The sequence below is a fragment of the Streptomyces sp. GL_140 genome (assembly GCF_057834465.1).
Map to the genome: position 1 here is coordinate 22,518 of NZ_JBYQMJ010000004.1, position 18,068 is coordinate 40,585.

The following is an 18,068-nucleotide window of genomic DNA, read 5'->3' on the forward strand; positions in this document are numbered from 1 at the left end:
AGCTGGCTGATCCCGCCAGCTGAAGCGCTCAGTCACACCAAGCTGTGGTCGGGTAGCCGGAGACCATTGCTGATCTCCGGCTACCCGACCACACAAGCTCTTCTTGGGTTGCGGGCTCTCCCCATGATCAAAGAGGTCTGCAGCTGGCCGCCGCGGCGGTACTTAACCGGGTTAGGACTGTCAGTCCGCCATAAGGAGAAGGACGAGCTGTTCGCGGTGCTCGGCGGACATGTGCTCGCGGAGCATCTCGTTGAACCAGGCCGGGTCCGCCCAGGGGAGGCCCGGCCTCCCGCTGCCGGACACTGCGGCTGAGTTCATCGGCATCAACGAGAAGGCCGGACCGCTTAGGGCGGTCCGGCCTCCCGCTCAAGGTGCGATCACATCCGGTTGTAGAGCTCTTCGACCAATGCCGTGAGCTCGTCCGCGTTGAGGGCGCGGACGATGTTGTCGGCCTGCTCCACCGGTGTCGTCCCCAAGTGCTGCCGAAGGCTCATCGCTGCCTCGTCGACCGGGCGAGGCACCCCTGGGGTTCGCGGAGCAGCGGACGAGTTGTTAACCGCGGTCAACAACTTCCCCGGCTGCGCATTGGGCTGGTCTCCGTCGGCCTTGTTGACGGCGGTCGATGACGGTGCTGTCGTCTGGATCGGGGAGCCGCTTGCCGAGGCCGTAGGCATGCCATCGGCTCCGCCCGAGTTGTTAACCGCGGTCAACGACTCGGATTGATGGCCGTCGGCAGGGGAGGAGGGGCTGGTCTCGGTGTCCCCTCGGTCGCTGACCGCGGTCAACGACTTGGGGTCCGTGTTCGATGCCGCCGACTGGATCGCCGAGCCGCTCGCCGCGACCTTAGCCATGCCGCCGGCTCCCCCCGAGTTGTTAACCGCGGTCAACAACTCGGGGCTCGCCGCTTCCAGAAGTGCTCGTTTCGCGGCCTTGGTCTGTGCTTCCTCCGCCTTGTGTGTCTCCAAGAGTCGGAAGAGGTCGTCTGCGGACAGAGGGGTACCAGAGTCCTTAAGCCGCCGGGCCATCCAGACGGCGTCCCGCCCCGAAGTCTCCCCAGCGCTGACCGAAGCCTGGACGCCTCCTGGCAAGGTGAGCAGGTTCAGCTGGTTAGTCACCCACGCCCGAGACTTCTTGAGCTGGTCGGCCGCCCTGCTCTGGGCACCGTACGCGTCGGTCTCCGCGCATACGTCGACGAGCTGCTGCACGCCGGTGGCCCGCTCGATCGGGTCGAAGTCCTCGCGGTCGAGGTTCTCCTTCAGGAGCCGGTTGAGGAAGTCCTCGCGGGTTTCGGCGAACTCGTCGCGGATGACGAAGTCAAGAGCCGGCAGCTCGACGTGCCGCGCGCTCCGGAATCGCCGTTCCCCGTTGACTAGGACGTACTCGGCGTCACCGATCTGCGTGGCGTGATTGGGCCAGATCGCCAGGTACGCCTGGCGTGTGACAACGACGCACGCTGCGAGCTGGGCCTGCCTCAGTTCCTCACCGAAGCGGGTCAGCTCTTCTGGCGTACCGAAGTTCCGGCGGGGGTTGAGCGGTGTCGAGGAGACCTTGGACAGGGGAATCTTGACGAGTGTGTACGACGGAATGCGTCCTTCGGCTACGGCCTTGGCACGCCCCCGGTCACTGAGTGCCGGGCCGACCTGAACGGCAGAAGCCCGCTGGAACGAGGCACCGCCGCCGAGCATGTCTGCCTTGCTCATCCGACCATCCTCCTCGTGAGCTCCCGCATACAGGCCGCTTGCGCAGAGTCCGGGGCGTACTCAAGCAGGGGCTTCTTCACACGGACCGCCTCGCGCTGCTCCTTGAGGTCCGGGATCACGGTGAGGACCGGGGGAGTGCCGAGATCCTGCCACCCCTGGAGTGAGGACGTGGCGATGTATCCGCGACGGCTGTCGTACAGGTTCACGACGATGCCCAGGAGGGCCAGAGGAAGACTCATGTCGCCCGTGAGCGAGGAGATCTGGTTCATGAGCAGCTCGTACGCGTCGGCGGAGGAGTCCTCGGCCTGTACGACGATGAGGACGCCCGACGACTCCTCTTGCTCTCCGTCGCGCGTGCGGCCGTAATAGAGCGCATTGTCCATCGTGTAGCCGAGGCTCGGTGGACAGTCGATGATGACGTAGTCGTAGGCGTCTTCGATTGCGAGAAGCTCGCGTTCGAGGGCTGATTCCCGAATACGCAGGCCGGCTGTAGTGGCCAGCTTGGCGTCCAGCAGAAATGCGTAGCTGGAGCCAGGCAGGAGATCCAGGCGGTTGCCGAACTGCTTCGATTCGATCGGAACGACGAGGCTGCTGAGGTCGGTCTTCTTCTCCTCGCCGAGCATGCGCTTGGCCAGGCTGGGGTCATCGATACCCAACGGCTTATGACCCAGCTGCAGGGTGAGGTGGCACTGAGGATCGAAGTCCACCAGCAGCACGCGGGCTTCGCGTTCTACGCCTGCTTCAACGAGGCGTTCCGCAATGCTCTCCGCGTCTGCTTCGGCCAGGCGTTCCGCGATGCCCTCCCCGAGGCCGGCAGACACCGCTGTCTTCCCGACTCCGCCCTTCTGGTTGCAGACGATGTACCTGACCGGCCCTGTGGCCTCACGCACCTTGCGGTGGGCAGGGTGGTCACGCAGCCACTCGGTGACGGCCTGTGCCAAGGCTTGGTTCAGTGCGACCTTGCGGTCCTTGGCCACCCCCCTGAACTCTTCGTTCAGGCCGGGGGGGAAGTGGGTCGTGAAGTTGGCGGCACCAGTTGTGTCGACGACGGCGTGCTTAGCCGCGGAGTCCATCCAGTTCTGGATGCCCTCTGACACTGCGTCCTGCATGTCCAGGCCGAGTTGGGCGGCACGCACCTTGATCTTCTGTCGAAGTCCGGCCGGTAGCTTGATGGCTACCTTCTCCCTGCCGGTCGGGTCAGCTGAGGCGGTCATGCGGATACCTTACTGACTTAGGCTGGTGATTCGCTGCACGCCACTTACCACCGAGACAGTCCGATTCACACCTGATGTCACATCAGGGTGCTGCAAGCGGCACTGAGGACACGATGGCGAAAGCCCGAAAGAGGGCTGACAGCAGCGATGACCTGGTGACAGGCTGATCAACTGGACAAGACAGAGGTGGGACAAGAACTCGTGGCCGCGATGCAGCTGACTCGTACGCACCGGATATTGATCGGTGTCGTGGTCGCCGGAGCCGTAGTCATCGCCGGGATCGGTTTCGCGGGCTCGTACGCCGCCGTGCGCGCGCTCGCGTTGCAGAAGGGCTTCGGCAACTTCTCGCTAGTCTTCCCCATCGGCATCGACATGGGCATCTGCGTCCTGCTCGCGCTGGACCTGCTGTTGACGTGGATCCGGATCCCGTTCCCGCTGCTGCGCCAGACGGCGTGGCTGCTGACGGCGGCGACGATCGCGTTCAACGGCGCGGCCGCCTGGCCGGATCCGCTGGGCGTCGGCATGCACGCCGTGATCCCGATCCTGTTCGTGGTCACCGTGGAGGCGGCCCGGCACGCGGTGGGCCGGATCGCGGACATCACCGCCGACCGGCACATGGAGGGCGTCCGCATCACGCGGTGGCTCCTCTCCCCCGTCCCCACCTTCAAGCTGTGGCGCCGGATGAAGCTGTGGGAGCTGCGCTCCTACGAGCAGGCCGTCGGCATGGAGCAGGACCGCCTGATCTACCAGGCCCGCCTCCAGGCCCGCTACGGCCGCTTCTGGCGGCGCAAGGCCCCGGTCGGCGCCATGATGCCGCTGCGGCTGGCCCGCATCGGCGTCCCCCTCGCCCAGACGGCCCCCGAGGGTTTGGCGGCGGCCGGCATCGACCCGCTGGTGCTGCCCCCGGCGATGGCTCCGGCCCTTCCGGCGGGGTCCCTGACCGTGGGCCCGGACGGGCAGGTGCCGGAGGCGGGAACGGGCCCGCAGGGTCATCCCGACGCAGCCCCCTTCGTGGTGGACTCGGCCATGACCGCAGCTGACAACAGCGCCTGGTTTGCCGCCCCGCGCGCACCGCAGGTCGCGTACGAGGGCGGCTACAGCCCTCAGGACGTCGAGGGCCTGGAGCATGCCAGAGCAGGCGGTGCCGAGGCGGACATTGTGGTCGAGCACGCTGTTGCTCAGCAGGTCCCTGCCTACTCACCCACCGAGCTGTACGACGTGGGCCGCGAGTTCATCAGCCGGTTCGATCGTTTCCCGACGGCGGAGCATCTGGCTGCGTTCCTCGCGCAGCAGTACGGCGTGCTCGACTTGCAGACCGGTGGGCTGCTTGCAGAGGACGTCCTGGAGCCGATCCTGGTCAACCTCCGTGAAGCTACTTTGGGCGGCCCCGCCGAGGTCCAGGCTGGGATCCTCACCGAGGAGTTGGCTGACCCCGCCGAAGGCTCCTCCGAAACAGTTCCCGAACCCGCGGACAAGCCGATGTCTGCAGAGGACCGCCTCCTCACGCCTGCTTCTATGGTGCCGCACCTCTTCTTCGAGAGCGCGGCCCCCGATCCGGCCACTGCCGTAGAACCAGTTGCGTCGGTGCCGACAGCTCAGCCCCCAGCTCCTTCTCCAGTCGCTTCGGCGGAGTCCAGCGCTCAGATCAACTCACCGAAGCGGCCCCCGGATGCCGCCGTCCCGGCTCCGGCCAGGCAGGCATCGCTATGGAGTGCGGAGGTGAACGACACAAGGGAGGCCACCGCGCGGGTCCCGCAGCAGCAGAGCAGCGAGACCGATGCCGATCCGATCCAGAGGGCGATCGAGCAGGTCGCGCAGTGGCTGACCGAAGCCGAGGCCTCGGGCAAGAGGCTGTCCGGAGCCGAGGCCGCACGACGCCTCGGAGTCTCACCCAAGACGGGCCAGCGCCGTGTCCTTGAGGCTGCCAAGCTCCTGGAACAGCGGCGTGCTCGCGAAGGCCGAGCGCATCTGCGATCGGTCACCAGCCGCTGACCCCTTGTTGGCCAGCTGACCGACACCGGCCTCCTACGTCCGTGGTCTCCAACCGGCTACGAAGCCGGGCAGATGGTGACCGGTGACCGATGGGCAGCTGGTTGGGTACGGTGCTGCCCCGGCACGTCGCCCGGCTGCGTGCTGAGGCTGGTGACCGATGCCGAGCTGGTCGGTGGATGATCCAACTGGTGCACGTAAATGGTGACCGGCCGCAACTGGTGGTTGGTGAGTTCAGTTCCGGGCCGGTGAGTAGCCGTGGGAGCACTGGTAAGTGCTGACCGGTCAGTGGTGACGCTTCGGTGCGTGACCGGTGACCGATGCCCCTGACCTGCACTTTGACCGATCCAGGAGCCGGTGACCGGTGGCCGGTGACCGATGTGAGCAGGGCTTGTCCGAGGCCTTCGGGGTGGCGTCTGGCCGTCTGGACGCCGCTCACCGGGTACGGAGCTGCGCCTGACTTCCGGGTGGACGGACATGAGTGGTGAGTGGTGAGTGACTGACGGATAGCGGTGAGTGGGTCCCGGTGAGGTGACCGATGACCGCTTCTGTGCATGGGAAGATCTTCGGTCTGACCGGTGACCGATCCTGTTCTCACCGGCTTAGGGGTACAGCAGAAGCCCGTGACCGGTCTCCGGCCTCGGTGACCGGTCAACGCCGAATCGGCCATCGGTCATGACCGATTCCTTGCCCATCGGCCATTGCCCCGTCAACAAGGCGGATCGGTCACTGACCACATCGGCCGAAGGCCGGCGACGGCCACTGAGGGACTCGGTGATCGCCCCTCCCCGACAGTGATCCCCGCCAGTTGCGTCGTCCGTGGCGTCCAATTTCCCGCTTTCATCGTCGCGGCGCCATCGGCGTTCAGGATCAGCAGCTGACGCAGTTCGGCGGCAGACTCAGGCGCGAGCGGGTAGATGCCGTGAAGGCTGACGGAGCGGATCAGCCTGACTTTCCCGACGTGCTCTTCCTGGCCGAGTTGCATGGCGCGTCGACATCGTCTCCTGCGGCCTGTACGGGCCAGCCGTGGTGACGGCTGGCCTGCGGCCGGCCGGGCTCGGCGTGGATCTGGCCGACGTGGGTTCGGATCCCCAGAATCAGGCCCCTCTGGCGAGAGGGTGTGCCTACATTTCCAATGTCTGATGAAGATTCCAGAGCCCGGCTCGTGTTCAGCAACTTGGAGGTGACCTGTGGGGACAGCGTTGAGGATCGATACGAATAGCACGGTGGCTGCGCTGCCGTGGCCGACCGACAAGGGGGAGCGGTGGGAGGCTGTACGGGCTTCCGTAGGCGGCTCGGCTGATGCAGCGGTCTATCACCGAAGGGCGCACCTGCATATCCACGGGAACGGACAGGCTCTGCCCGTGAACCTTTCGGCGTGGGCGCTGGCATCTGTGTGGCGGGGGATGGACATCCCTTACGGCCTGTACGGGCCGGTGGTGGTGACCGGCCCGCAGCTGACGGAGCTCGATGAGGATCTGGCCGGCGCAGTGCGGGCAGTGTGCACGGCAGTCGTGGAGATCTGCCAGGAGTGGACTACGCGGCCGCCGGTCGGTGAGCAGCAGGCCCGCGCGGAACTCCTGGCCGCCGCCCGGCACTCGGTCGCGGCCCTCGCTTGAGACAAGCCGCACGGTCGGATGTGAACGCGTGTGTGGGGCCTGCCATCGGCAGGCCCCACACACGTTCAAGGGGGGAGACGTCAGCTGGTGGTGACGGGGGCGGGGTGGCCGGACAGGAGCAGGCTGACGGTGTCTTCCGTGTGGCCTTCCAGGGTGATGTCGTAGGTCCGTGCCATCTGTTGGAGACGTGAGACCGTCCGCCTCAGCGCGACTGTGTCGTCGGCGGCGAACTCGATCTGCAGGAGGTCGCGGTACAGGACCTCGGAGGTCTCCTCGATCTCCAGGGCCTGCTGGACGATGCGGCGGGCGGCGTCCAGGTCCTGTGCTTCGCCGTCGGTGTGCCAGCGGGCAAGGGTGTGGGCGGTGTCGGTGATCCGCGACAGCATTTCCTGGACCACGGGATCGGCCCAGGGCAGGGTCCGTCCTTCGAACGGCTTGCCGCGGACCAGAGCCATCGCAGCTTCCAGGTCCGCGATCCCGTCCTTCGGGCCGGCGGCGAGTCCACGGGAGGCCAGCTTCCGGAACTGGTCCCAGTCCGACGTCATGTCGGGGTGGAACCGATATCCGCTGTCGTCCTTCGGGCGGGGCAGCAGCGGGTGTCCGTCCTTGGTGAGCCCCAGCTTGCTGCGGAGCTCGGAGATCCGCGACTGCAGGGTGCTGGCCTTCCAGGGGTTGGCCGGGTCCATCGCCTGGCACAGGTACTCGGCGCTGCGGCCGGGGCGGAGATGGATGAGCGCTGCGACGGCGGTGGTACGGGGGGCGTGGGCGTTGGTGGATCCGGCGCCACCGGTGATGCCCAGCGCCCCGAGCATGTCGATCCGCACGGCGGCATGTTCACCGGACTCCGGCTCCGTCTCCGGGGACGAGGCAGGTACGCGGCTGGCCGGCTGATGGGGGAGCGGGGTCGGTTCTGCGGGCTGCCCCGCAGGGTCCGGGGCCTGGGCCTGGGCCGCGGTGCCGGTTGGAGCGTCTGCGGACCGGTGGGGCGTGCTGGAGTCGAGTCCGGCGAGGAGCGCGGGGAACGGGTTGCCGGGGTCCTGGGCGTCCGCGCTGGTAACACGCACGGTCAGGGGCTGTCCGGTGGCGGCGGGCTGGTTGTGGCTCTCGGCAAATCCCCACGGGCCGGTCGCCGGTACGGGGTCCTGGGTGGACACCTCCAGAGCGTGGACGTACTGCCGGTACTGCTCGTCGGTGACGCGCTGCAGGGTCACTGCCAGGCCCAGCGGGTCCAGGAGGGCGTCCTGGTCGCGGGTTGTGTCGAGGAGTTCGGCGTGGGGGAAGGCGTGCCGGGTCGCTGGGGTGGCGGGCAGTACGACGGCGGTCTGCAGTCCCTTGCCGGCGGCGAGGGCGTCGGCGAGCTGGGTGACGTGTTCCTCGTCGTACTCCCCGGCTCCGATCAGGAGCCAGGGCAGGACCTGGTCGCCGCTCTGGTGGGCTTCGAGGAGGAGCGCGCCGAGGTCGGCGGCGACGGCGGGCAGGTGCGGCATGGTGCGGACCCGGCCCTGCGGCAGCAGCCCGGCCAGTCGGGTGCCGAGCCCGGCCGTCAGGATCTCGCTGTAGTCGGTCCACTTGCAGGTCCCCAGCTCCAGCGCCAGGGCGCGGGCGACTTCGAGGATCTCGTCGGGGGTGCCGTCCAGGAGCAGGACGCGGCAGGTCATGAGGTCGGCCAGGAGCAAGCCGTCGGCAGTCCCCCCGAGGGTGACCAGCCCGGGGTAGGGGGCCTCTACATCCTGGAAATCTGTGGCGGGTGGCAAGACCGCCTGGCTGTCCAGGATCCAGGTGAGTGTGTCGGGGCCAGCCGTGAACGGGGCGATGGGCTCGGCGGGCTCGTCGAGCAGCAGCGTGACGACGTCTGTTGCGAGGTGTGCGCCGCGCAGTGCGGGCAGGGTGCGGCCGTCCGCTTCGGCCTGGTGGGCCAGGGCACGCAGGATCCGGTCGAGGAGTTCGGCGTCCTCCATGGTGCCGGTGGAGGCGAGGAGTTGTTCGAGTGTGGTGGGGTCGGTGTCCTGTGCGATGGTCTGTCCCGCGCGGCGTTGGCGCTGCTGCAGGATCCTGCGCAGGCCCAGGGCTCCGGCGAGGGATGCGGCGAGCAGTGTGCCGATTCCGGCGGTCATCGTCCAGTTGATGCTGTTGCCGGTGGTGGCAACCTGCGGGACGGCCGTCGCAGGGGCGCCGGAGGGGCTCGGTGCGGGTGTGGCCTGTTGCGGGACAGGGGCCGTCGGCACGGACGCGGTTGGGGTGGGTGTCTGGGCCGGAGCCGTGGAGGGTGCGGGGGCCGACGGCGTGGCGGCGGGTGGAACTGGCGTGGCGGCTTCGTCGGGCTGGTCGCCGCCCGGGGCCGGTGCGGCCTGGTCGGTGGTGCCGGTTCGGGGGAGGGTGAGGTTCTGCCCGGGGACGATGAGATCCGGGTTGGTGAAGGTGGAGCCGCCGGGCATCGGCTCGCCCTGGTTGAGGTCGAAGATCTCCTGAGACCGGCCTGTGTCCCCGAGCTGCTTGCCCGCGATCAGGGTGAGGTTGTCGCCCTCTCGTACCTGGTACTCGCGCTGTCCGACCGCGTTGGAGGGGGTGGCCGCGTCCTGGGCCCGGGGCGTGCCATTTGGTACGGCGGCTGCGTCGGATGGGAGGTTGAGGATCCAGCCGGGCTGAATGGGCCGGTCGGCGTGGAAGGGACTCCCGTCGGTCATGGTGCGGCCCTCGTTGAGGGCGGCGATCTCCGTCCAACGTTCGCCGTTGCCCAGGGTCTGCTCGGCGATTGACCACAGGCTCTCTGCGGGCCGCACATCGCGCACCGTGTGCCTGGCTGCTGCCCCGGATCGGTCAGCAGCCGACGTCGTGCTGGTGTCAGCGGTGCGCTCGGCCGGGGTGCCAGGAGTCGCTGAAGCGCTCACACTCGCCAGCATGGAGGCAGGAGCTGCGGTGGCGGGTGCTGCCAGGGCGGTTCCGGCGGGAAGGGCGAGCATGACGGCACCGACGAGAGCGGCAGCGGCCCGCTGCCCGACCAGTCCCCGGATCTGCGGGGCGGCGCGACCGCGCAACTGAGCAGGGACTTCCACCAGGACCGCGCACGCGAACAAGGCCCAGCCGACCCAGCCGGCGACGGCGAGCACAAGGAGGAACACCTGCCCCGAGTCGTCCGTGGACAGCAGGGACCCCAGGGCTGCGAGCCCTGGGGGACCGACCTGGGCGGTTGCCCACCACAGCAGCACGGGCAGACCGCCGAGCAGAGCGAGCAGGACGGCCAGACTGAGGAGACCGCGGAACGCGGCGGCCGCGGAACGGACCGCGTTCGCCCGGCGGGGTCCGGGTGGCTTACCGGTGGTGGGCATGGGAACGGCCCCTTCTGGTACGGGTTCGCTATTCGGGTTGGGTGATGCCATGGAGCAGGTGGGCACCGCCGTGCCCGGTCACTTCCATCGAGCCGATCCCGACGATCGCCAGGAATCTCGTCACGTAGGTGCCGTGGACGGTCACGGTGAGCTGGGTCCGGTCTGCGGACAGGGTCGTCGTGCCCTGGCTGCCGGCTCGGGCGAGGTAGGACTGGGCTGCGGCTTGCGCGGCCTCGGGGTCAACGCGGATGCCGACTCCGTTGACGGCGGAGGCGGGGTCGATGGCCTGTCCGGCGGCGCGGGCGGCTTCCATCGCGACGGCATCCGCGCGTTCGGTGGCGCGGAGTTTTCCGCCACCGTCGATCGCCAGGCCGATGATGCCAAGCAGCGCGATCGTGACGATCGCGGTGTAGATCGCGATCCCGCCCTCATCTCCTCGGTGCTTGCCTCTGAGCGGTGCGGTCACGGGTACGGGATCGAGAGCTGAGGAAGTGTCTTCAGCTGCGGACATGGTTCATCCCTCCCGGGACCGGAAGGCGTCAACTACGGACGTGAACTGACTCGTCAGCGTCCGGGATCCCGGGACGCCCGGCAGCAGGAGGTCCGCCAGCGGCACCGTGCACGAGATCGTCACGGTGACGGTGCCGACCTGTCCGAGAGGAACGGCAAGCCCCGCCGTGTTGACGGTGACGTTCGTGGAGGCGCAGCGGATGCCCTGGTCGCTCAACGACCGGGCCGCGGCCTGGGACGCTTCGCTCTGGGCGCTGGCAGCGGTGCGGGAGATGGAGGCGGCGCGGGCGGCGTCCTCGGCGGCAGCATCGATCTTCGCTCCGGAGGTGACGATGCGGCCGCCCGCGATCGCCATGCACAGCAGCATCAGCACCAGCGGTGTGACGATCGCGGCCGCGATCGCCTCACTACCCCGGTCCTCCCGCAGCCGCGTACGCCAGCCGCCCCGCCACCCGCTCTGTCGCACGGGCCGTTGTGTGGTCATGGCGCCTGGACCCAGCGCTCGCGGGGAGCTCCGGCCGACTGGGACACGCTCAGCCCGGCGAGGCCAGGAATCATCGACGGGGCCAGGCCAGTGACGGTCACCCGCACCTCCCCAGCGGTGCTCCCGGAGGTGCTCACTGTGCTCTGGGCCAGACTGTTGCCCGCGATCCGCCCGAGGGTCTCGCGGGCCCGAGCCGCTCCCGCGTCTTCGGGCGCCTGGTAGGTGCGTGCCGCGGCGACGCCTTCGCGGGCCGCGGTCAGCGCGATGTTGCGGGCGTACACCCACATCGAGGCTTGCACCACCGCCATGGTGACGAGGATGACGAAGGGGAAGACGATCGCCATCTGGATGGACGACTCTCCCCGATCACCCCAGCTCCTGCCCGTGCCCGCGTGGTTGGGCGCGGTTGGCACCGGCCCGGTCTTCTCGTGCTGCGACACGCTCTCCCCGCCTCCCCTGTCGCCTGCTGTCGTTTCCGGCGGGGTCAGACGCCGGCGAGCTTGGTGTTGTAGCGGGTGGCCAGCAACGCGATCCCGCCCGCGATGGTGATCGCGGCGGCGGCGGCCGCGACCCAGATGATGACGGTGGTGATCGAGACATCACCCCGGTCAGGGTTCATGCCCTGCTCGATGCGGGACTTCAGCCACTGGGACACGCGGATAACGGTCATGGTCATGAGGGACTCCTAGCTGTGGGTTAGGTGTTGAGCATGCGGATGATGGCGGGGAAGGCGATCAGGAGCATCACAAGGACTGCGAGGAGCGCGCCGGGGGCGGTCATTTTCTCGCTGTCGGCATTCGCGTCGGCCGCCTGATTGGTCAGCAGCTCCGTGCGTAGGTTCTTCGCCCGGGAGCGCAGCGTGGAGTAGACGGAGGCGCCGTCGTCGGCGGACTGCCGCATGATCGCCGCGAGGTCGTCCAGGACGGGCAGGTCGAGTTCGGCAGTGAGGCGGGCCAGCGATTCCCAGTGAGCGACCTTGTCCACGTGCGAGCGGGCCAGTGCCCCTTGGATCCGCAGGAACGCCCACCCCTCACCGACTTGCGCGGCCTGCTCCATGGCCTGCTCCGCGGACACGTTCCCGGCCCGGCGCAGCGCGACGAGGTCGAGGTAGGCGGCCATCGCGTGCGCGAACTCGACGCGGGCGCGCTTGGCCTTGTCGCGCAGCGCCAGGTCGGGGGCGAACCACAGGACCACTGCGGCCAGGATCCCGACGAGTGCGGGCAGGTACAGGGGCAGGCCCAGCAGCAGTAACGGGATAGTCGACAGCGGCGGCAGGAGCAGCCCGCCGGCCGACAGCGCGACCTTGGTCAGCAGGAAGCGGGCCGGGGTGGTACCGGTCAGCGCGAGGTCCTTGTGCGGGATCCGTACCCCTGGCACGTCGGCGAGGTGGTCGAGGAGCCACCGCCCCCACAGCTCGTCCCGGTCCGCGCCCACCTCATCGGCGCGTGGGGGCGCTGGCCGGTTGAGACGGTCCAGGGCCGGGCCGAGTGCGGGCGCCGGGCGCAGGACTTCACGGATCAGCAGGGCCGCACCGGCGCCGATGACGGCCCCCGACACGATGGCGGCGAGGGCGGTCACCGGCCCACCTCCACGTTCTCGTTGCCGCTCGCGCCCAGGACGGCAGCGGGTGCGGGTGTGACGGCGCTGCGCGGGTCCGGGATCAGGAAGCGGGGGACGGGCTTGGTGTCGGCGATCTGCCGCATCAGCGCAAGGACGCCCACGAAGCCCGCCGAGAGGACGGCCAGGACGAGCTGTCCCAGGAGGGTGCCGTAGGGGGCGGTGTAGGAGGGGATGAGGAAACCGGCTCCGACGACACCGAGGGTGATGATCGTCATCCACCGCATCGTGGTGCGGGGCTTGGCCCGGTCGGCCTCGATCCCGCGGCGGCGGGCCACTTCCTCATGGACGGACTCTGCGAGGTCGTCCAGGGCCTGGGCCAGGCCAGGGCCCCGGTCAGCAGCCGACAGCACCAGGGCCGCGACGACCTTGTCGGCAGTCACATCGTTCAGGGCGTCGCCGAAGGCCCGCAGGGCGTCGGTGGGCCGCCAGCCGACCTTCAGCCGGTCGACCAGGTCGCCGACTTCGACGGCGATGTCCTCGGGACAGCCCTTGCGGGAGATCTGCAGCGCCTCGTCCAGGCCGCGCCCCAGTCGCAGGGTGCCGGCCAGGCGCTGCGTCCAGTCACCCAGCGCCTCCAGCTTCCCGATCCGTACGGTCGCCGACTTCGTGGGCGACAGCAGCCAGGGCACCCCGACCACAGCCAGCCACAGCAGGACCCCGGCGATGAACACCCCGGTCACCAGCCACACGAGCACCCCGCCCGCGGCGCCGACAGCCAGCCGGGTACGGCGGGCCATCCGCGCGTCCCGGCTCGCCAGCGTGCGCCCGGCACGCAACCGGGCTGTTAGCCCGGGGCCCTTCGGGGCGGTGGTGCCCACGACCCCGTGAACCAGCCCTACCAGGCCACCGGTAAGGGCGAGGCCGGCCAGGACCCACATCAGCAGTACTGTCACAGCCCGTCCTCCTGGATCAGCAGAGGGAGCGCGGCCGGCCAGGCCCCACTCGGATCCGTGAGGAGGGAGCCGTCGAACCCGACGCGCCGCAGCTCATTGATGCAGCGGGGCTGCATCAGCGGCACCGCCCGGGGCTCACCCCACTCCGGGCGCGGCCCGAAGACCTCGTTGGTCTCAGGGCGGCCGCCTTCGCCGATGCCGGTGACTTCCAGGACGTGGGAGATGAAGCGGTGGCGGTGCCCGCCGATCTGGGTCTCGTCGATGGAGGACACGAACACGATGAAGTGCAGCCCGTTGGCGGCCTGACGGTAGGCGAGGTTCTCGCTCATGTTGGCCTGCGCCTGGAGGTAGAGATCGGCGATCCGGTCGAAGACGACGTTCGGGTGGGCGGCGTGCAGGGTGGACAGGTTGCCATTCATACCGTTCGTCATCGCGTTGATCATGGCGACGATCTCCGGGCCGCGGACCTCTCCGACCACGATCCGCGTCAAGGTCATGCGCAGCGCCCGCAACATCAAATCCATGAGCGTGATCTCGCCGGCGGCCTGCCCAGCGACGATCTCGCCGTTGGACTCGCGGGCCTCCATCGGCACAACCTGACGGTGGTAGCCGTTCTCATGGGCGAAGAGCTCGAACTCGGTTTCCAGCGTCGCGAACCGCTCGTCCGGGTCGATCTCCTTGAGCAGTGCGCGCATCAGGGTCGTCTTCCCCGCTGCCTGGCCGCCCACGACCATCACGTTCTTCCTGCCGCGCACGCAGGCACGCAGGAACTGCGCCAGCGTGGTGTCGAGCATGCCCCGGTCCACGAGGTCGGACAGTGTGGCGTCGCGCATGGTGTGACGGCGGATGGTGACGTAGGTGCCCGGAGTGACGTCGGTGATCGCCTGCAAGCGCGATCCGTCCGACAGACGCAGTGCCAGGAACGGGTCCGCCGTCGACAGGCTCCGCTCGTTCTGACCCGAGGTACGCCGGGCCAGGTCGCGCAGGAGCTCGCGCTGCTCGTCATCAGAGTCGGCAACCGGCGCCACCTGGACACGGCGGCCGTCGGTGAAGTCGAGCCAGACGTGCTCGTGATCGTTGATGAAGATGTTCTCCACCAGCGGGTTGTCCAGGTGCTGCTGGAGCCGGCCGGCCCGGAACTGCAGATCGAACACGGCCTGCGCGAGCGCGGCGTCCATGTCCGGGCCTGCCGCGAACCCGCGCTTGACGGCCTCGGCGTCCGACCAGATCGCCACCTGCTCGTTGATCAGATGGCGGCCCTGCTGCTCCTGCGCCTCCAAGCTCAGACCCGGGTGAGTACGCAGCCGCTCGCTGAGCCGCTCCCCGACCTCCTTCTTGATCAGGCGCACCGCCGCGTAGTCCAGCACGACCGGCAACGGGGCAGGCACCGCGGCGGCAGCAGGAGCACTGTGCGCGGCATGCCGGGGATCAACCGGCGCCCCGCCACGCGGGTCGAGGTGCTCCGGGAAGGTGCGGGGAGCGCTGAGGCGTGCGTGCAGCGAGCCGGCGACGACCTGCGGATCGTTGTGGAGGGGGTTAGCGCGCACCATTCACCGCCTGGCCGGTGGAACCAGGACCCGGGGGAGGGGGCGCCAGGCGGGAGCGGCGGATCGCCACCATCTCCTGCAGCCGCACAGCGGCCGACCGCGCGGAACGCATCAGGGGCGCGGCATCGAACCGGCGGGGCTGCTCCGCCCCGTCGGACAGCACCGCGGCCTCCTTGGGCCGCCACGGCAAGACCGCCACCACCGTCACCTCAAGCTTTTTGCGGACCTCCTCCTTGGAGAACGGCCCTTCGTCCACCATCAACAGCCCGATGTCGGCGCCCGCGCCGAGCTGTTCACGCAAGGAGGCCAGGCGGACCTCGGCCTGGGTCAGGCTCCGCAGGGTGTTGCGGGCAACGACTGCCACGACGTCGGCCTGCTGCGCGAGGACCGCCGACGCCCCCACTGTTCCGCGGCGTCCCAGATCCACGATCACGTCATGCTGGTGTGCCTCGATGCCCGTGACCAGCTGGGCCAGTGGCTTCCACACGGGTTCCATCGCGGATGCGTGCGCCGGATCGTAGAGACCGGGCAGGACCAGTCGGTCCCGGCTCCCGGCGTCGGTCACATCGACCAGCTGACGCCAGAACGCCTCCGCCAACTGCCCCTGCCGCGCAGCCAAAGCCAGATTCCGCAGCCCGTGCGTGTTACCCAGAGTTCCCTGCAGAGCACCGGGCAGAACCGCACCGCCGTCCGGATCGGCCTCGGCCAGGACCACCCGGTGGCCTTCCGGCAGCGGCCACGCCATCAGCAACGCCATCGCCGTGGTCGTCACCCCAGGGGCACCCAACCCGCCGACCAGCGCGATGACCGCCATCAGCTGCCCTCCTGCGGAGCGAGAATCAACGCCACCGCACCACTAGCCACCCGTGCGGCCAACGACGGGCCCTCGGCAACAGGCACCGCGACATCCACCACCACGACACCCGTTGCCGGAGCTGCCAGCCCCACCGCCACCACCGTGGCAGCCACGGTCTTCGGCGCGGAGCTCTCCGCCGCCTTGCCCCCAGCCGCCGCACCCTGATTGAGATCGGGCGTCGAGACGATCAACACCTTCTGCCCCGGCGCCAGCCGGCTCGCCGGGAGCTGCGAAGGCTTCAGCGCCACGCCGACCAACTGCTCGCCCGCCTTGATCAGAGACACCGAGGTGACTTGGCCGGGAGACAGCAGCGATCCCGCCTTCAACGCCACCGCAGCCCTCTGCCCGACCACGCCCGCCTTCTTCCCGACGGGAACGGCCTTGACGGCCGGATCCAGCGCGAGCGACGCGGGTACGAGATCGGCGTCGGTGATCGCCGCGCCCACCGGAACATCCCGCGCCACGACCAGCACGGCGGTGCGCTGCCCCGATGCGGTGAACAACAGCGCCCCGGACAGACCACCGGCGGCGATCAGCGCAACGGACAGCGCGATTAGCCCAGGCCGGCGCCGACGCTGACGGACCAGCCGCGGCGCGGCCGCAGGCTGGGCTCCCGGACCGCCGGGGCCGGGAACGGAGCGGCCCGGCGCGGGCGTGGTGGTGGTGCTCACGTGCTGTGCCTCCAAAAGAAGGGGGGAAGGAAGACCCGACGGCCGTTGGGCCGTTGCTACTGGCCGACGACCTGGAGCTCTCCGATACGAACCGGGACCTGAGAGGTGCGGGTGGTCGTCAGGTCGCCCTGCTGGCCGCCGCCGGCCCAATGCACCGCCCACGTCGTCGTCGCGATGACCGTGTACTCACCAACCCGGGAGTACCCCGCAATACCGCACTGGCCTCTGGCGCTGCTCGGCGGAGTCAGGCCGGACGACGGGTTGTAAGGAGTGCCGGGGAACGGGCAGGACACGGTGGTGCCGTTGCCGAAGTTCCACACCACGTTCTGCACGGTCGCCGTGGCGGTTACCGTCACCCCGAGCGCGGTGGCACTCGCCGACGTCGGCCCGGTCGTCTGAGCGCCGGGACCGTTCCACACCCAGACAGGAACACCGACCGTGCCCGTGCCGCCCTGCTTCGGCGCGATGCCGATATCCGCGCCGAGCAACCGCATCTTGGTGACCGCCTCCTGAGCCAGGGCTTCGAGGTCGGGTCCGCCGCCGTACCCGGGCGGAGGGTTCTGCCACCACCGGTAGCCCCCGTTCAGAGGCTGACCCGGGCACGTGCCGTCGTAGATCGCCCCATCGCCGGGCGTACGACCTGACCAGACCGGATCATCGGCGGGCGGCTGAGGATCCGACAGGATCCAGTAACAGGAGGTGCCTGCATCGAACCACCCCGCCGAGCTGTGGCACGGCACCTCAAACGTTCCACCAGAGCCATCGCGAGCCATGCACTTGGCGGAGCCTCCACCTCCGCCTCCACCCCCGCCGGTCCCCCCGCCACCACCCGGAGTGGGCGGCTTATCCCCTCCGGAGTGGATGACACAGTCCGGAACGTTGGGAGGGCATTCGGTTCCCGGCGTCGGATCGGCAGCAGCCATTCCGGACGCGAGGGAGAACGCGAGCAACGCGATGGCTGCCGCCCAAGGCACACGAGCCGTCAGCATGTGCGGTCCCGCGAGATGTCGGAGTCCCTGACCTGCCAGAGGCCGCCGATTTTCAGTGCCGTGTAGGTTGCGACATGCCTGCGGTTCTTGTCAACGGTCTCAACGGGCTTGCCGCTGTTCTTGTCGACCGTCAAGTAGTTGGTGCTATCCAGGCAGTCGGTGATCGTGGCGCTTGGCGGCACGGCCGTCATCTCGATGACGGTCACTTTCGGCGACAAATCCGGGGCGCCCTTGACCGTCAGGTTGTTGTCCACGTAGTACATACGAGTCGTCTGCACCTTCGAGTAGGCCTTGTCGGTGGCGACCTTCTCGATGCCGGTGTCCTTCATGGTTCCCGTGGCGTAGACCTTCAGCTGTGCGTCCCAGTACGCCTGGTAGACACCGAGCAACGTGGACTTTTCTGCTGCCTGCGGATCGGCCGAGGAACTAGGCGACGCCGAGGGGCTCGGCGGTGGGGACGCAGACTTGCTTTCCTTCGTGCAGCCGACAGTGAGGGCCGCTACGGTCGCGGCAACGGCCGCGGCGGTAAGCAGCCGGCGGTGGGCGGTGCGGGTGTGGTGCTGTCGTGCCGTTGTCACGGAGATCTCCCCGGTGGTCACCTCGTGGAGCGGATGTTCAGGGCCACCCGCCCAGGCCGCATCATCGCTGGT

Annotated in this window: 18 protein-coding genes; 2 read left to right on the forward strand and 16 right to left on the reverse strand. The window is 68.9% G+C overall.

Annotated features, from left to right (window positions below):
• Positions 1 to 180: 180 nt before the first annotated feature.
• Genes AC3IYJ_RS42730 through AC3IYJ_RS42740 form a run of 3 tightly spaced genes read right to left on the reverse strand, consistent with a single transcriptional unit; the run spans position 181 to position 2,914 of the window.
• Positions 181 to 318 carry a hypothetical protein gene (locus AC3IYJ_RS42730; protein WP_489403622.1) on the reverse strand — a complete coding sequence of 46 codons (138 nt, stop codon included), beginning with the start codon at positions 316 to 318 and terminating at the stop codon, positions 181 to 183.
• Positions 319 to 377: 59 nt separating this feature from the next.
• The gene (locus tag AC3IYJ_RS42735; protein ID WP_489403623.1) at positions 378 to 1,700 is read right to left on the reverse strand and encodes a ParB/RepB/Spo0J family partition protein; all 1,323 of its coding nucleotides are present in this window, start codon (positions 1,698 to 1,700) and stop codon (positions 378 to 380) included.
• Positions 1,697 to 2,914 carry a ParA family protein gene (locus AC3IYJ_RS42740; RefSeq protein WP_489403624.1) on the reverse strand — a complete coding sequence of 406 codons (1,218 nt, stop codon included), beginning with the start codon at positions 2,912 to 2,914 and terminating at the stop codon, positions 1,697 to 1,699. Before AC3IYJ_RS42740 ends, AC3IYJ_RS42735 begins: the two co-directional genes overlap by 4 nt.
• Before the next feature lie 210 nt (positions 2,915 to 3,124).
• Between AC3IYJ_RS42740 and AC3IYJ_RS42745 the strand changes: the two genes are divergently transcribed.
• Positions 3,125 to 4,906 carry a DUF2637 domain-containing protein gene (locus tag AC3IYJ_RS42745; protein WP_489403678.1) on the forward strand — a complete coding sequence of 594 codons (1,782 nt, stop codon included), beginning with the start codon at positions 3,125 to 3,127 and terminating at the stop codon, positions 4,904 to 4,906.
• A 706-nt stretch (positions 4,907 to 5,612) separates the two neighbouring features.
• Here AC3IYJ_RS42745 and AC3IYJ_RS42750 read toward each other — a convergent pair.
• Positions 5,613 to 5,888, reverse strand: coding sequence for a hypothetical protein (locus tag AC3IYJ_RS42750; RefSeq protein ID WP_489403625.1), 276 nt, complete (start codon positions 5,886 to 5,888; stop codon positions 5,613 to 5,615).
• Between the two features lie 379 nt (positions 5,889 to 6,267).
• On the opposite strand from AC3IYJ_RS42750, the gene AC3IYJ_RS42755 reads away from it, so the two are divergent.
• Positions 6,268 to 6,522, forward strand: coding sequence for a hypothetical protein (locus AC3IYJ_RS42755; RefSeq protein WP_489403626.1), 255 nt, complete (start codon positions 6,268 to 6,270; stop codon positions 6,520 to 6,522).
• An 80-nt stretch (positions 6,523 to 6,602) separates the two neighbouring features.
• On the opposite strand, the gene AC3IYJ_RS42760 is transcribed toward AC3IYJ_RS42755, so the two are convergent.
• The 12 genes from AC3IYJ_RS42760 to AC3IYJ_RS42815 all read right to left on the reverse strand — a co-directional run bounded on the left by AC3IYJ_RS42760 (position 6,603) and on the right by AC3IYJ_RS42815 (position 17,996).
• A complete protein-coding gene (locus AC3IYJ_RS42760) occupies positions 6,603 to 9,848 on the reverse strand; it encodes an AfsR/SARP family transcriptional regulator (protein ID WP_489403627.1) in 3,246 nt (1,081 codons plus the stop codon).
• Between the two features lie 28 nt (positions 9,849 to 9,876).
• Positions 9,877 to 10,314: a pilus assembly protein TadG-related protein gene (locus AC3IYJ_RS42765; RefSeq protein WP_489403628.1), complete on the reverse strand. Its 438-nt coding sequence runs from the start codon at positions 10,312 to 10,314 to the stop codon at positions 9,877 to 9,879.
• Between the two features lie 48 nt (positions 10,315 to 10,362).
• On the reverse strand, positions 10,363 to 10,824 hold the full coding sequence (locus AC3IYJ_RS42770; protein WP_489403629.1) for a TadE/TadG family type IV pilus assembly protein: 462 nt from the start codon (positions 10,822 to 10,824) through the stop codon (positions 10,363 to 10,365).
• Positions 10,825 to 10,838: 14 nt separating this feature from the next.
• Complete coding sequence (locus AC3IYJ_RS42775) at positions 10,839 to 11,282, reverse strand: TadE/TadG family type IV pilus assembly protein (RefSeq protein ID WP_489403630.1); 444 nt, start codon at positions 11,280 to 11,282, stop codon at positions 10,839 to 10,841.
• A 44-nt stretch (positions 11,283 to 11,326) separates the two neighbouring features.
• Positions 11,327 to 11,518 (reverse strand): hypothetical protein, encoded by a 192-nt coding sequence (locus AC3IYJ_RS42780; RefSeq protein ID WP_489403631.1) that lies wholly within the window; start codon positions 11,516 to 11,518, stop codon positions 11,327 to 11,329.
• Between the two features lie 20 nt (positions 11,519 to 11,538).
• Positions 11,539 to 12,420 (reverse strand): type II secretion system F family protein, encoded by an 882-nt coding sequence (locus AC3IYJ_RS42785; RefSeq protein WP_489403632.1) that lies wholly within the window; start codon positions 12,418 to 12,420, stop codon positions 11,539 to 11,541.
• Positions 12,417 to 13,340 carry a type II secretion system F family protein gene (locus tag AC3IYJ_RS42790; RefSeq protein ID WP_489403679.1) on the reverse strand — a complete coding sequence of 308 codons (924 nt, stop codon included), beginning with the start codon at positions 13,338 to 13,340 and terminating at the stop codon, positions 12,417 to 12,419. Before AC3IYJ_RS42790 ends, AC3IYJ_RS42785 begins: the two co-directional genes overlap by 4 nt.
• Positions 13,341 to 13,351: 11 nt before the next feature.
• The gene (locus AC3IYJ_RS42795) at positions 13,352 to 14,905 is read right to left on the reverse strand and encodes a TadA family conjugal transfer-associated ATPase (RefSeq protein WP_489403633.1); all 1,554 of its coding nucleotides are present in this window, start codon (positions 14,903 to 14,905) and stop codon (positions 13,352 to 13,354) included.
• A complete protein-coding gene (locus tag AC3IYJ_RS42800; RefSeq protein WP_489403634.1) occupies positions 14,892 to 15,716 on the reverse strand; it encodes a CpaE/TadZ family protein in 825 nt (274 codons plus the stop codon). Before AC3IYJ_RS42800 ends, AC3IYJ_RS42795 begins: the two co-directional genes overlap by 14 nt.
• On the reverse strand, positions 15,716 to 16,429 hold the full coding sequence (locus tag AC3IYJ_RS42805) for an SAF domain-containing protein (protein WP_489403635.1): 714 nt from the start codon (positions 16,427 to 16,429) through the stop codon (positions 15,716 to 15,718). The genes AC3IYJ_RS42800 and AC3IYJ_RS42805 overlap by 1 nt, the downstream gene beginning before the upstream one ends.
• Before the next feature lie 56 nt (positions 16,430 to 16,485).
• Positions 16,486 to 17,202 carry an ATP/GTP-binding protein gene (locus AC3IYJ_RS42810; RefSeq protein WP_489403636.1) on the reverse strand — a complete coding sequence of 239 codons (717 nt, stop codon included), beginning with the start codon at positions 17,200 to 17,202 and terminating at the stop codon, positions 16,486 to 16,488.
• A 209-nt stretch (positions 17,203 to 17,411) separates the two neighbouring features.
• Positions 17,412 to 17,996: a hypothetical protein gene (locus tag AC3IYJ_RS42815; RefSeq protein ID WP_489403637.1), complete on the reverse strand. Its 585-nt coding sequence runs from the start codon at positions 17,994 to 17,996 to the stop codon at positions 17,412 to 17,414.
• Between the last annotated feature and the right edge of the window lie 72 nt (positions 17,997 to 18,068).